Source organism: Nocardia sp. CA-135398, assembly GCF_050955845.1.
Classification (GTDB): Bacteria; Actinomycetota; Actinomycetes; order Mycobacteriales; family Mycobacteriaceae; genus Nocardia.
Genome location: NZ_CP192084.1, coordinates 8,607,464 through 8,620,682 on the forward strand (window position 1 = coordinate 8,607,464; position 13,219 = coordinate 8,620,682).

General features: G+C 66.2%; 10 protein-coding genes. 6 read left to right on the forward strand and 4 right to left on the reverse strand.

What is annotated here, in order from left to right; genetic code table 11:
• Positions 1–266: 266 nt before the first annotated feature.
• Complete coding sequence (locus tag ACQP1T_RS38280) at positions 267–2,147, forward strand: ABC transporter ATP-binding protein (protein WP_433757824.1); 1,881 nt, start codon at positions 267–269, stop codon at positions 2,145–2,147.
• 49 nt (positions 2,148–2,196) lie between these two features.
• On the opposite strand, the gene ACQP1T_RS38285 is transcribed toward ACQP1T_RS38280, so the two are convergent.
• Both ACQP1T_RS38285 and ACQP1T_RS38290 read right to left on the reverse strand, forming a co-directional pair.
• Positions 2,197–3,192 carry an oxidoreductase gene (locus ACQP1T_RS38285; RefSeq protein ID WP_433757825.1) on the reverse strand — a complete coding sequence of 332 codons (996 nt, stop codon included), beginning with the start codon at positions 3,190–3,192 and terminating at the stop codon, positions 2,197–2,199.
• A 57-nt stretch (positions 3,193–3,249) separates the two neighbouring features.
• A complete protein-coding gene (locus tag ACQP1T_RS38290) occupies positions 3,250–4,320 on the reverse strand; it encodes a DNA polymerase IV (protein WP_433757826.1) in 1,071 nt (356 codons plus the stop codon).
• Between the two features lie 94 nt (positions 4,321–4,414).
• On the opposite strand from ACQP1T_RS38290, the gene ACQP1T_RS38295 reads away from it, so the two are divergent.
• Together ACQP1T_RS38295 and ACQP1T_RS38300 are read left to right on the forward strand one after the other, a co-directional pair.
• The gene (locus ACQP1T_RS38295; RefSeq protein WP_433757827.1) at positions 4,415–4,975 is read left to right on the forward strand and encodes a TetR/AcrR family transcriptional regulator; all 561 of its coding nucleotides are present in this window, start codon (positions 4,415–4,417) and stop codon (positions 4,973–4,975) included.
• Between the two features lie 12 nt (positions 4,976–4,987).
• Entirely contained in the window at positions 4,988–5,431 is a 444-nt protein-coding gene (locus tag ACQP1T_RS38300; RefSeq protein WP_433757828.1) for a PaaI family thioesterase, read from the forward strand.
• A gap of 45 nt (positions 5,432–5,476) precedes the next feature.
• Here the strand turns inward: ACQP1T_RS38300 and ACQP1T_RS38305 are convergent, their stop codons facing one another.
• Both ACQP1T_RS38305 and lon read right to left on the reverse strand, forming a co-directional pair.
• Positions 5,477–7,096 (reverse strand): FAD-dependent monooxygenase, encoded by a 1,620-nt coding sequence (locus ACQP1T_RS38305; RefSeq protein ID WP_433757829.1) that lies wholly within the window; start codon positions 7,094–7,096, stop codon positions 5,477–5,479.
• Positions 7,097–7,203: 107 nt separating this feature from the next.
• Complete coding sequence (gene lon, locus ACQP1T_RS38310; RefSeq protein WP_433757830.1) at positions 7,204–9,606, reverse strand: endopeptidase La; 2,403 nt, start codon at positions 9,604–9,606, stop codon at positions 7,204–7,206.
• Between the two features lie 285 nt (positions 9,607–9,891).
• Between lon and ACQP1T_RS38315 the strand changes: the two genes are divergently transcribed.
• The 3 genes from ACQP1T_RS38315 (at position 9,892) to ACQP1T_RS38325 (ending at position 13,213) form a co-directional block, all read left to right on the forward strand.
• Positions 9,892–11,247 (forward strand): hypothetical protein, encoded by a 1,356-nt coding sequence (locus ACQP1T_RS38315; protein WP_433757831.1) that lies wholly within the window; start codon positions 9,892–9,894, stop codon positions 11,245–11,247.
• Positions 11,248–11,377: 130 nt separating this feature from the next.
• A complete protein-coding gene (locus tag ACQP1T_RS38320; protein WP_433757832.1) occupies positions 11,378–12,163 on the forward strand; it encodes a TIGR03084 family metal-binding protein in 786 nt (261 codons plus the stop codon).
• Positions 12,164–12,499: 336 nt separating this feature from the next.
• Positions 12,500–13,213: a hypothetical protein gene (locus ACQP1T_RS38325; RefSeq protein WP_433757833.1), complete on the forward strand. Its 714-nt coding sequence runs from the start codon at positions 12,500–12,502 to the stop codon at positions 13,211–13,213.
• Positions 13,214–13,219 lie beyond the last annotated feature (6 nt).

The window sequence follows — 13,219 nt, forward strand, 5'->3', positions numbered from 1 at the left end:
CCACCAGCCTATGCACGCACATCCCCGACCACCCGCGCCGCATCCGGACCCTATGTCTGGATCCGCACCCTGCTCCGAATCCGCACTCGTGTTCGGATTCGCACACCCATGCCGGATCCGCACCCTGTGGCGGGTGCTGAGGACGCGGTGCCGCGGTTTCGCTGTGCGCGGAATTCGGGCGGAATGGACTTGCGCTCAACCTTTGTTGAGGTCTTAGTGTCGGTGGCCAGGTGTTCGATGGGTGGGGAGCGAGAGGGAGCAGCACAGTGAGTATCGAATCGGTGGCCTGGAGCCAGATGTATCGGCGGGCGAACGCACCGCAGGAGCAGCGGCCGTTCCGGCTCGCGACGGCGCGGCGCATTCTGCGGTTCGCGCGGCCGCATCGCCGCCGGATCGGTGCGTTCTTGCTGTTCAGCGTGGTGTCCGCACTGCTCGCGGTGGCGACGCCGGTGCTGGCGGGTCGGGTGGTCAACGACACCGTCGGTGGCGCGGCGCCGCGCGTCGTGGTCACTCTCGCCGTCCTGATCGGCGCCCTCGCGGTGGTCGATGCCGCACTCGGGGTGATCATTCGCTGGCTGTCCTCGCGGATCGGTGAGGGGCTGATCCTGGATCTGCGCACGGCCGTGTTCGATCATGTGCAGAAGATGCCGGTCGCGTTCTTCACCCGCACTCGCACCGGAGCGCTGGTCAGCCGCCTGAACAGCGATGTGATCGGGGCACAGCGCGCGTTCAGCGACACACTCTCCGGTGTCGTCACGAATCTGGTCACCCTCGCCCTGACGCTCGCCGTCATGGTCCGCATCTCCTGGCAGATCACGCTGCTCGCGCTGGTGCTGCTGCCGGTTTTCGTGGTTCCGGCGCGGCGGATGGGCAACCGGCTGGCCGGATTGCAGAGGGAAGCCGCTGGCCTCAATGCGGCGATGAGCACCCAGATGACCGAACGTTTCTCCGCACCCGGCGCGACGTTGGTGAAGCTGTTCGGACGGCCGCAGCAGGAGTCGGACGAATTCGCGGTGCGGGCGCGTCGGGTGCGCGATATCGGGGTGCGCACGGCGATGCTGCAGACGGTTTTCGTCACGTCGCTGACCCTGGTTTCGGCGTTGGCACTTGCCCTGGTCTATGGGCTCGGCGGGTGGTACGCGCTGCGCGGCCAGCTGGATGCCGGTGCGGTGGTATCGCTTTCGCTGCTGCTGACCCGCCTCTACACGCCGCTCACCGCACTGGCCAGCGCTCGGATGGAAATCATGTCCGCGCTGGTGAGCTTCGAGCGGGTCTTCGAGGTGCTGGATCTGAAACCGCTGATCGAGGACGCACCGGATGCCGTCACGCTGCCCGCGGGGCCGGTCGCGGTGGAACTGGATAACGTCACCTTCGGCTACCCGTCGGCCGATAAGGTGTCGCTCGCCTCGCTAGAGGATGTCGCGACGCTGGATACCCGCGGCGGGGTGGAGGTGCTGCACAATGTGTCGCTGCGGGCCGAACCCGGTCAGCTCGTCGCGCTGGTGGGTTCCTCGGGCGCCGGGAAATCCACTGTGGCCCAACTTGTTTCCCGGCTCTACGATGTGGACGGCGGTGCGGTGCGGCTCAACGGTACCGATGTGCGCGACCTGACCACGACCTCCATCCGGGACACCGTCGGCCTGGTCACCCAGGACGGACACCTGTTCCACGACACCATCCGCGCCAACCTCCTGCTGGCCCGACCGGAGGCGACCGAGGCCGAGCTGTGGGATGCGCTGCAGCGGGCCCGGTTGGGTGAGCTGGTCACGTCACTGCAGGACGGCCTGGATACCGTCGTCGGCGAACGCGGCTACCGCCTCTCCGGCGGTGAACGCCAGCGACTGACCATTGCCCGGCTGCTGCTCAAGCAACCGCGCGTGGTGATCCTGGACGAGGCGACCGCCTCGCTGGACTCGACCTCGGAAGCCGCCGTCCAAGAGGCACTTTCCGAGGCGCTGGACGGCCGAACCGCACTGGTCATCGCGCATCGACTCTCCACCATTCGGGCCGCCGACCAGATCCTGGTGCTCGAGGACGGCCGAATCGTGGAGCGCGGCACGCACCCCCAACTGCTCGCCGCCGACGGCCGCTATGCGGAGCTCTACCGCACACAGTTCGCGGACGAGCCGGTCGAAGTCGCGGCCTGAGCCCGAAACCCATCGAAGCCCGGCTCGATCCGGGCTTCGATGGATACCGTCAGAATTCCCCGGCGACGCCGAATACGGTGCGACCGGAGTGGCTGCCGTGCTGAATGGCGTGCAGCACCTGCTCGGCCTCGGTGATCGGAGCGAAATTCTCGATGGTCGAAAGATGTTGGGGCCGTAGATCATCGGCGAGTCGAGCCCACAGCGCGCGCCGCTTGTCGATCGGGACGTACGCGGAATCTATGCCGAGCAGCGATACGCCGCGCAGGATGAAGGGCATGACGGTGGTCGGCAGCTCCGAGCCACCGGTGAGGCCACTCACCGCCACCGCACCGCCGTAGCCGATCGCGCTGAGGATATAGGCGAGGGATTTGCCGCCGACGCTGTCCACCGCACCGGCCCAGGTGGCCTTGGACAGTGCACGCAGTTTCGCATCCGGATCCTCCGGCAACCGGCCGATCACCTCGTTCGCGCCGAGTTCGGCCAGCCGATCACCCGCATCGGTCTTTCCGGTGGAGGCGATCACCTCGAAGCCGAGACCCGACAGGATATCGATGGCCACGCTGCCGACACCGCCGGTCGCGCCGGTGACCAGCACCGCGCCGGTCTCCGGGGTGAGTTCGTGATCGAGCAGCCCCTGCACACTGAGTGCGGCGGTGAAACCGGCGGTGCCGAGCGCGGCCGCGTCACGGGTGCTGAGGCCGTCGAGCTCGACCACCCAGTCGGCGGGCACCCGCGCGTACTCGGCGAAGCCGCCGTGATGCGAAACGCCGATGTCGTAGCCGTGCGCCACCACCTGGTCACCGGGTGCGAAATCGTCGACCTCGGAGGTGACGACCTCACCGGTGATATCGATACCGGGGATGATCGGATAATTCCGGACCACGCCACCGCCCGCGGTGATCGCCAGCCCGTCCTTGTAGTTCGCGCTCGAGTAGTGCACCTTGATCGTGACCTCACCCGGCCCGAGGAAGTCCTCGTCGACCTGCTGCCGCGTGAGCACGATCCCGCTGTCCGATTCTTGTGCCACCATCGCCCAGAACTTCATGCCGACGAGCATACGAGCGTCGACCGGTGCCGGGGTGGATCTTCGCATCGGCCCCGGTTATTGCGGGACGAGTTCGAGGCGGACGCCGAGCAGCCGAACCGGGCGATCGAGTTCGAATCGGTCGATGATGCGCAGGGCGGTTTCCACGATGGCCGCGATATCGGTGGTCGGCTCGGGAAGTTTCTCCTGTTTGCTGCGGGTGTAGAAGGTATTGCTGCGGACGGTCACCGAGACGCGCAGTGGAATGCGACCCGCGGCCGCCATCTCCTCGCCCACCTCGGTGGCCAGTCGGGCCACCTGTGCGCGGATCTCCCCGGGATCGGTCAGGTCGTGTGGGAAGGTCTCGGATTTACTGCGGCCCACCGGAATCCGCGGGTCGGTGCTGACATCGGTATCGCCCTTGCCGTGGCCGAGTACCCAGAGATACGGGCCGGTATTCGGACCGAATTCGGCGGCGAGGCGCTGACGATCGGCGGCCATCAGGTCGGCGACGGTTTCGATGCCGAGTTCGGCCATCCGTGCGGCGATCCGATTTCCGATGCCCCACAGCGCATTTGTCGGACGGTGCGCCATCACCTCGACCCAGTTCGCGGCGGTGAGCCGGAAGACGCCCGCCGCCGCGCCATCGGTATCGGCGGGTGCGGCCGAGGACTTGCCAGCGGATTTGGCGAAGCCGGTCGCCAGCTTGGCCGTGAGCTTGTTGTCACCGATGCCGATGGCGCATGTCAGCTCCAATTGTGCGATGGCGCTGCGTATTTCGCGTGCGAGCTGCTCCGGATCGTCGGTATCCGCGGCGAGGAAGGCCTCGTCCCAGCCCCACACCTCGACGCGGCCGGGAAAGGTCCGCAGCAGCGCCATGACCTCGTCGGACGCCTCCTCATAGGTGGCCATATCCAATGGCAGGAAGATCCCGTCGGGACATTTGCGCTTGGCCGAGCGCAATGCCATCCCGGCGCGCACCCCGAATGCCCTGGCCGGATACGAGGCGCAGGTCACCACCTTGCGCGGTTCGTCTGGATCGCCGTTGCCGCCGACGATGACCGGCAGGCCGCGCAGCTCCGGATGGCGGCGGAATTCCACCGCCGCCTGGAACTGGTCGAGATCGACGTGCAGCAGCCACCTGGGCATATATAGGTCTTACCGCATGACCATGACAAACAGCGGAAATTGGCCATACCGGTCGGGGATTGCGCCGTCCACAAAACAGAACTAAATTCTGGTCATGAAGATTCGAGATCGGTTGCTGCTGGCGGCCGAGCGGCAGTTCGCGGAACGGGGGACGCTGGAGACCACGCTGACCCAGATCCGCGACGCGGCCGGAGCCAGTGTCGGCGCGCTCTACCACCACTTTCCGGATAAGGCGGAGTTGTATCGCGAGGTGTGGACGCACGCGCTCGCCGATTATCAGGAGCACTTCTGGGTGGTCGTCGGCGAAAGCACCGATGCGCGCGCGGGCGTCACCGCCGGTGTCATCGAACATCTGCGATGGGTTACCGAAAATCAATACCGCGCAAAGGTTCTCACCTCGGCTCGGCCGCACGGCGTCCGCGATAGCGACAGCAATCGGGAATTCCTGCGCAATGTGCTGCGCTGGTGGCGCACCCACGCTCGCTACGGCGCGGTGCGGGATCTCGATTTCGACCTCGTCTACGCATTGTGGCTAGGCCCGGCACAGGAGTACTCGCGACACTGGCTCGGCGGTGAAATCCGCACCGCCCCTATCGATGTCGCGCGCGAACTCGCCGACGCCGCCTGGCAGGCGCTTGGCACAACCGACGACTGAACGGAGCCATCCATGCCAACGATCGCCCTCGACCTGGACCTCGCGAAGCAGGTGCTCGCCGCACAGCCGTTCGCGCAGTTGGTCGGTACCGAAATCACCGCATTCGGCGACGGCGCGGCGACCCTCGTCATTCCCATCCGTCCTGAACTGGGCCAACAATTCGGCTTCGTGCACGGCGGGGTGGTCTCCTATGCGGCCGATAACGCCCTCACCTTCGCCGCCGGAACGGTGCTCGGCGCCAATGTGTTGACCGGCGGCTTCACCATCACCTATCTGCGGCCCGCCGCCGGTACCCGACTGCGCGCCGAGGCCACCGTCACCGGGTCGACGCGCCGCCAGGCCGTCGTCTCCTGTGAGATCTATGCCGAGAGCGCGGATTCGGAGCCGGTACTGTGCGCGGTCGCCCAGGGCAATGCACGTTCCGTCGAGCGGGAACTGGGTTCCGACGGCGACTGAGGTCCGTTGCGGCACAGCTGACTTTGCCTAGGGGGTGCGCCGAAATCAAACAGTGGCCTTGGTGTCCAGCACCGACACCGACCAGCCGGTGAGCGACCGCAGAGTTTCGGTCAGCGACCTCGGATGGAGCCCCTCGTCGGAGCGCGCGGCCACATGCCCGTCCGGGCGCACCAGCAGCGCACCCCCCTCCGGCAAACCTGTGCAGGCGCCCCATTCGGCGGTCAAGCCGTGTACGGCGATCTCGATACCGGTCGCGCGCTGCGCATCCGCCGCGGCGTCGCGCCAGGCAGCCGACTTTCCGGCGATCAGTATCGCGTAACCGGGCCCACAGAGATCCAAGGTCGAGGTGGTGTGCGCGGCGTCGAGCCACAGGTGCGGGACTCGCGTGCCGACCTGTCCGGCCAACCGATCGACATGCGGCTCGACCCATTCGACGCAATGTGCGGGTTTGCGCAATACCGCACTCGACGAGTACCGGTAGCGCGACATGACCGCCGCGAAATCCAGCCGCCGCGCCAAAATGTCCGCGTTGTCAGGGGTTTCGATGCCGTAGCGGGTTTCGATGTCATCACCCAGATTGGCCTGTTCGGCGGCGATGATCGCACGTGACCACCGTTCGGCCTGATAGGAATCGAGCAGTGCGGGTCCGCCGGTACCCGACAGCACGGCGGCCAGTTTCCAGACCAGGTTATGTGCGTCGGCGATACCGGTATTGCCGCCGAACCCACCCCATGGCGCGTGCCGGTGGGCGGCGTCGCCGGTGAGGAAGATACGGCCGCGCCGATACTCGTCGGCCACGAAACTACCGGTGTCCCAAGCGCTTCGCGCCAGCACCTCGACCTCGATATCGGATACGCCGATCGCGGCGCGGATCAGCTCGACACAGCGCTCGTCCGGATAGTCCGCGGCCGTCTCCCGGCTCGGGTCGTATTCGAGCTGGAAGGACCATTCGTCGGTGTTGTTCTTGGACAAGACGAGTGCGCGCACGGAGTCATTGCTGATCTCGCACTGGCTGAAGGTGCGACCGCCGAGCACACCCGTGAGATCCGTCCGCGCGAAGACATTGATGTAGTGGCGCGTCGGCGGAACCTCCCAGCCCGCGATATCCAAGGCCTTCCGGATCGGGCTGGCCGCACCATCGGCCGCGATGAGGTAGTCGGCCCGGATAACCGAACTGCGGCCCGATTCGGCTCGCACGGTCGCGGTGACACCCGTGTCGTCGGTTTCGAAATCGATGACCTCGACGCCGAATCGGAGATCGCCACCGCGTTCGCGGGCCTGCTCCGCGAGTATCGGCTCGAGCAGGTCCTGGGGCAGGAAGCAGAACTGCGATGGGCTGGGATCGGCCGCCGCCATTGCCGCCCGCAAGTGGCTCAGGTCCAGTGGCTCGGCCGCGATCAGGCTGGTGCCCCGCCGCGAGCCGCCGAAGCTGCCCGCCCGCAATGCGGTCGTGGCGGCCTGCTCGACCCGTCCCTCGACACCGACCTGGCGGAACAGCTCGACGGTCCTGGTGTGCACGCCGCGAGACTTGGGCAACGCCGATACCTCGGTCCGCTTTTCGACGAGAACGTAAGGGACATCGTGATATTCGAGGAACAGCGCGGCCGATAGTCCGACCAGTCCGCCGCCGACAACGAGAACGGGAATTCGCTGCATGGAAGTCATGCCACGATCGTGTGCTGATCGGCTTGCATCACCCTTGCGTGGCGGTCACGGCGACCATGCGTACGAAACGGGCCGTACCCGCGGGTACGGCCCGTTCGCGTCGGATGTCAGGCGCTCGCCGCGAAGGCTGGAGCCGCAAGCGCCCGTTCGGCGACCGGCTCGATGGCGTAGGCCAGGATGTCGGCCACATCGGCGACCGGACGCACATCCAGGGCGGCCAGCACCTCGGCGGGCACGTCGTCCAGATCCGGCTCATTGCGGGCCGGGATGAACACCGTCTTCAGCCCCGCGCGCTGCGCGGCCATCAGCTTCTGCTTCACCCCGCCGATCGGCAGCACCCGGCCGTTCAGCGTGACCTCACCGGTCATGCCGACATCCGCGCGCACCTGCCGACCGAGCGCCAGCGACACCAAGGCGGTGACCATGGTGACACCCGCCGACGGTCCATCCTTCGGCACCGCACCCGCCGGGAAGTGGATGTGGATATTGCGATCCAGCACCGACGGCTCGATCCCGATCTCGGCCAGGTGCGAGCGCACGTAGGTGAGGGCGATCTGCGCCGACTCCTTCATGACATCACCGAGCTGACCGGTCAGGGTGAGCGCACGCTCGCCCTCGGCGCCGTTGGCCTCGATGTAGAGGACATCGCCGCCGAGACCGGTGACCGCCAAGCCCGTTGCCACACCGGGAACCGCGGTGCGTTCCACCGAATCCGGGGTGAACCGGGGGCGACCCAGGTAGTCCTTCAGGTTGTCCAGGTCGATGGTCAACGACTCCGGCGAGTCGTAGCCCAGCTCGGCGTCGTAACCCAGCGACACCACATTGTCGGCCGAACCGTTGCCGTCCTCGGACAGCCGAGTCGCGGCCTTGCGCAATGCCTTCGCGATCAACCGCTCCATCTGCCGCACACCGGCTTCCCGGGTGTAGTTGGCCGCGACCTCGCGCAATGCCGCTTCGGTGATCGAAACCTCCTCGGCGGTAAGCGCATTGCGCTCCAGCTGCCGCGGCACCAGGAAGTCACGGGCGATGGCCACCTTGTCGTCCTCGGTGTAACCGTCGACGGTGATCATTTCCATGCGGTCCAGCAGCGGGCCCGGAATGGTCTCCATGACATTCGCGGTCGCGATGAACAGCACGTCGGACAGGTCGAGATCCAGATCCAGGTAGTGATCGCGGAATGTGTGGTTCTGCGCCGGATCCAGCACCTCGAGCAGCGCCGCGGCCGGATCACCGCGGAAGTCCGAGCCGACCTTATCTATCTCGTCCAGCAGCACAACGGGATTCATCGATCCCGCCTCCTTGATGGCGCGCACGATCCGGCCCGGCAGGGCACCGACGTAGGTGCGGCGGTGACCACGGATCTCCGCCTCGTCGCGCACACCGCCGAGGGCGACCCGAACGAACTTGCGGCCCATGGCCCGCGCGACCGACTCACCGAGCGAGGTCTTGCCGACGCCGGGTGGACCGACCAGCGCGAGCACGGCGCCGGAACCACGTCCGCCGACGACCTCGAGTCCGCGCGCGGCCCGGCGGGAGCGCACGGCCAGGTACTCGACCATACGATCCTTGACCTCGTCCAGGCCGTGGTGATCGGCGTCCAGCACCGCGCGGGCGGCCGAAACATCGGTGCTATCGGTGGTTTTCACGGTCCACGGCAGGTCGAGGACGGTGTCCAGCCAGGTCCGGATCCAACCGGATTCCGGGCTCTGATCGCTGGCCCGCTCCAGGCGACCGACCTCGCGCAACGCCTCCGCGCGCACGTCATCGGGCAGATCGGCCTGCTCGACCCGGGTGCGGTAGTCGTCGGCGCCGTCCGGCTCGTCCTCGCCGAGTTCCTTGCGAATGGCATTGAGCTGCTGGCGCAGCAGGAATTCGCGCTGGCTCTTCTCCATGCCCTCGCGGACATCCTCGCTGATCTTCTCGGTGATCTCCGCCTCGGCGATATGCGCCTTGGTCCACTCGATCAGCTTGGTCAAACGCTGTGCGGTATCCGGGGTTTCGAGCAGTTCACGCTTCTCGTCAGCGGTCAGGTACGGCGCGTAGCCCGCGGTATCGGCGATCGCCGACGGATCGGTCAGCTGGTTGACCGCATCGATGATCTGCCAGGCCTCGCGGCGCTGCAGCACCGAAACGACCAGCTTCTTGTATTCGGCGGCAAGCTCTTTGGTGCGACCGTCGGCGGCGGGGGTTTCCACCGGTTCGGCCTCGACCCACAGCGCGGCGCCCGGCCCGGTGACCCCGTGGCCGATCTTGGCGCGCCGTTCGGCCTTGAGCACCGCGGCGGGCGCGCCACCGCGCATCCGGCCCACCTGTTCGATGGTGGCGACGACGCCATAGGAGGCGTAGCCCTCGGTCAATCGGGGCGCGAGCAGCACCGCGTCGGTATTCGCGGCGCGCGCGGCGTCGATGGCGGCCTGCGCCGATTCGTCCAGTTCGATGGGCACGACCATGCCCGGCAGCACGATCGGATCGGTCAGGAACAGCACCGGCAGGTTCTGTGGTGTAGTCACGTGTTCGACCCTTCCAAAGGTTGAGCGATGTCCAGTCAACCCCGGGCCTTCCACGTTTGTTCCACACCGCTGCCCACGTTCGCTCAGAGCGATCAGCGCTCGATGCGACACTGGCGGAGCCCGGACGCATCGCGCTGAGGGAAGCACACCGTACGCAGGCAACGCGTGCCGATGGATGCGGTGCAAGATCTCGGGCTCGGTCCCGCATTGACACCCCGTCGGAGCCAATGAGAATGTTGGCAGCTAGATATCTCAGCACTTGGGCGGCTTTAGGGGGATCCCACGATGACGACGCTCACATCCGGAGTGTTCATCGATTGGGAAGAGCTGACCGGTCTGTCCAAGTTCGCCGTCGACCTGATCACCTTTCCGATTTTCAGTGCGCTCGCCGGGTGGCTCACCAACTGGACCGGTGTGCTGATGTTGTTCTGGCCGGTGATCTTTCGCGGAATCTGGATTCCTGGCCTGCAGGTGCTGTATCCGTATTTTCCGCGGCGGGTCCAGGTGCTGCCGACATTCTCCGGTGACGGCCGCCGGCTCGGATTCCAGGGATTCATTCCGGCGCGTGCGGAGAAGATGGCCAGCATTTGTGTCGACAAGGCGTTGATGCGCATCGGCAGTCCGCGGGATTTCATCCACGAGCTCGATCTGGAGAGTATTGCCGATTACCTCGCGATACTCGCGAGCAAGCAGGTCAGACCGATCGTCGACGAGGTGATGTATCGGGAGAATCCGGACCTGTGGCGGGGCGTCCCGAGGGCGATGAAGCAGGTCATCTATCAGCGGGTGGACCGCGAATTGCCGGCATTGACCAAGCGGGCCTTCGAATCGCTCGGCGACAATGTCGACAAGCTCATCGATATCAAATCCTTCGTCATTCGGTATCTGCGGGAAAACCCGTACATCCTCAAGGATCTGACGACCACCATCGCCGCCCCCGAATTGCGTTTCATGGTGCGCATCGGCCTGCTCGGTGCGCCGTTCGGTCTGCTGCTCGCACTGTATATGCATGTGCACCACACCATTCCGGTGTTCGGCTGGGTGCCGGGTTGGGTGATCGTGCTGCTGGCCTCGGCGGCGATCGGCGTGATCGTGAATGTCATCGCGGTCAAAATGGTCTTCGAACCGGGTGACCCGCAGCCGCGTTACAAGTATTTGTGGAAGCAGGCGCTGCTGGCCAAGCGGCAGCCGCAGGCGGCGACCGATCTCGCGCATATCCTCGCCTACCAGGTGCTGACCCTGCCCAACCTGTCCAAGGAACTGCTCGACGGCCCGAACGGCGATAAGACCAGGCAGCTGATCGAGCGACTGGTCTCCGATGAGATCCATCGCCAACTCGGCCCGACCACCTCGATCGTGCGCGTCGCCTTCGGCCGCCGCCAATTCGACAACCTCAAGGTCGGCGCCGCGGGCGCGGCGGTCGGGCTCGCTCCGAGCTTGGTCGAGGACGAGGAGTTCACCCTCGAACAGGCCAAGAAGATCGATGAGTTCGCCGCTCGCAAGCTCCAGGACCTCACGCCGGGGGAGTTCATGGAGATGTTCTACGCCTCAGTAGAGCAGGATGCCTGGCTGTTGTACCTGCACGGCGCGCTGCTCGGCTTGCTGGTCGGCGCCGCGCACCTGACGATTTTCGGCTGGTAACCGGCCCGAATCCGGTCGATGGCCAGTCAACGCCAAATACAAGCACGCGTGCTTGCATTTTTTTGAGCCCGCTGCGATGCTGAACCGCGACGGTGTACGAAGCAGTGCGCCTGGACGGGACAGGGATCTGATGGCCGACCTCGACGCGCTCCTGCGCGACTTCGCCGACGACTGCACGGAACTGGAACAAATCGTCACGCCGCTGACGGACTGGTCCACGCCGACACCGGCGCCGGGCTGGAGTATCGCGCATCAGATCGGCCATCTGGCCTGGACCGACGAGGTCGCCGCACTGGCCGCCACCGATCCGGACGGTTTCGCGAAGCTGGTCGAGGACGCGGGCCCGAAGGCGTTCACCTTCGTAGACGAGGCCGCCGAGGAGGCGGCCACCGCACCGGCCGCCGAACTGCTCGACCGATGGCGCTGCGGCCGTGTCGCGCTGATCGATGCCCTGCGCACGGTGCCGGCCGGCACAAAACTGCCGTGGTTCGGACCGCCGATGAGCCCGGCATCCATGGTCAGCGCGCGCATGATGGAGACCTTCGCACACGGCCAGGACATCGCCGACGCACTGGGCCTGACCAGGACACCGACCGCCAGGCTGCGCACGGTCGCCCACATCGGCGTGCGGACCAGGAATTTCGCCTACACCGTGCGCGGCAAGGCCGTGCCCGCCCAGGAATTCCGGGTCGAACTCACGGCACCGGACGGCGACCTGTGGTCCTGGGGTCCCGAGGACGCCGCGCAGAATGTGACCGGTCCGGCACTCGACTTCTGCCTGCTGGTGACCCAGCGTCGACACCGTGACGATCTGGCATTGGAAACAGTGGGTGCGGACGCCGCCGAATGGCTCACCATCGCACAGGCTTTCGCGGGACCGACGGGGGACGGGCGGTCGGCGGGCCAGTTCGCCTGACCCGCCGAATCCGAACCATCGGGTCCGACCGGAATGAAGGTGCGGGCGAGCGCCACACTTGGGTGCGCCGTTCGTGTCGGCCGGACGCCGTTGGCCGGGTGTCTCGATGTGGCAGTCGAGAATGACGCTCGCCAGCTAAGTCTATTTACCCGCTCGTCAGCTCGTAGAAACATTGACGACGCCATTCGGCTCGAGTTCGTCACCCGGCTTTTGTGATGCTGATCTCCCCCAGGCGGTGCCACCTGGTGCTGCCCCTGTAACCTGGACAAGCGTACGGCTTTCGACGATGCGGGCCGCGCGATGAGGGGTTCAGGGGCGGACGGAAAGGAACGCATCGTGGCATCACACAAGCCTGCCCAGATCGCTCGATATGCCGCCATCGTGCTCGCCGGCGCCGCCAGCCTCAGTCTCACCGTCGCCTCGGGGGCCTACATCGTCCATCAGATGGCCGATACCCAGCGCGCCACCAACGAAGTCGCCGCACCACCTCCGGTTCGGCTTCCCGATGTCGATAGCAGCTACGGTCCCGTGCTCTCCGATGCCATGCTGACCGGCGCAATTCGCGATCTGCCCGCACTATTCGGCCGCTTCCCCGCGCAGCCCGGCGACAGTGCTGCCGCGAAAACCTCTCAGGCCCATACCGATTCGCCTGCTTCCGCCGGAATCAGCGGCAAACTGCGCCTCGGCACCGCCTACGTCGGCGCACAGGTGGCACCCGGCCGCGCGAATTCCGTCACCTTGACCGTGGATACCAATGCGCTGACGGTACTGACGGATTTCCTGCTCACCGAACCGATTCGGGACCGGCTCGGCATCCACGCCGATCCGGGCGGTGTCACCCAGTTGCGCACCGAGGTCGATACGCACAACGGTGAAGTGACCTTCACGTTCTCGGATCCGACCCTCGGCGAACACGGCCTGCGACTGGACCGCAATCCCGTGCCCCACACCGAATACCCTGCGAGCGTTGCGGATCCGCCCGATGCGACGACGGTCGACGCGACCCCGAATCCGATCGTGACGACGGCGAACCACACCATCGCGGTCTAGGCCGCC

Excerpts from the sequence above, each read along its gene's own strand:
- ACQP1T_RS38285 (WP_433757825.1), bottom strand. The coding sequence starts at position 3,192 with ATGAAGTTCTGGGCGATGGTGGCACAAGAATCGGACAGCGGGATCGTG.
- ACQP1T_RS38290 (WP_433757826.1), bottom strand. The coding sequence starts at position 4,320 with ATGCCCAGGTGGCTGCTGCACGTCGATCTCGACCAGTTCCAGGCGGCG.
- ACQP1T_RS38295 (WP_433757827.1), top strand. The coding sequence starts at position 4,415 with ATGAAGATTCGAGATCGGTTGCTGCTGGCGGCCGAGCGGCAGTTCGCG.
- ACQP1T_RS38300 (WP_433757828.1), top strand. The coding sequence starts at position 4,988 with ATGCCAACGATCGCCCTCGACCTGGACCTCGCGAAGCAGGTGCTCGCC.
- ACQP1T_RS38305 (WP_433757829.1), bottom strand. The coding sequence starts at position 7,096 with ATGACTTCCATGCAGCGAATTCCCGTTCTCGTTGTCGGCGGCGGACTG.
- ACQP1T_RS38315 (WP_433757831.1), top strand. The coding sequence starts at position 9,892 with ATGACGACGCTCACATCCGGAGTGTTCATCGATTGGGAAGAGCTGACC.
- ACQP1T_RS38320 (WP_433757832.1), top strand. The coding sequence starts at position 11,378 with ATGGCCGACCTCGACGCGCTCCTGCGCGACTTCGCCGACGACTGCACG.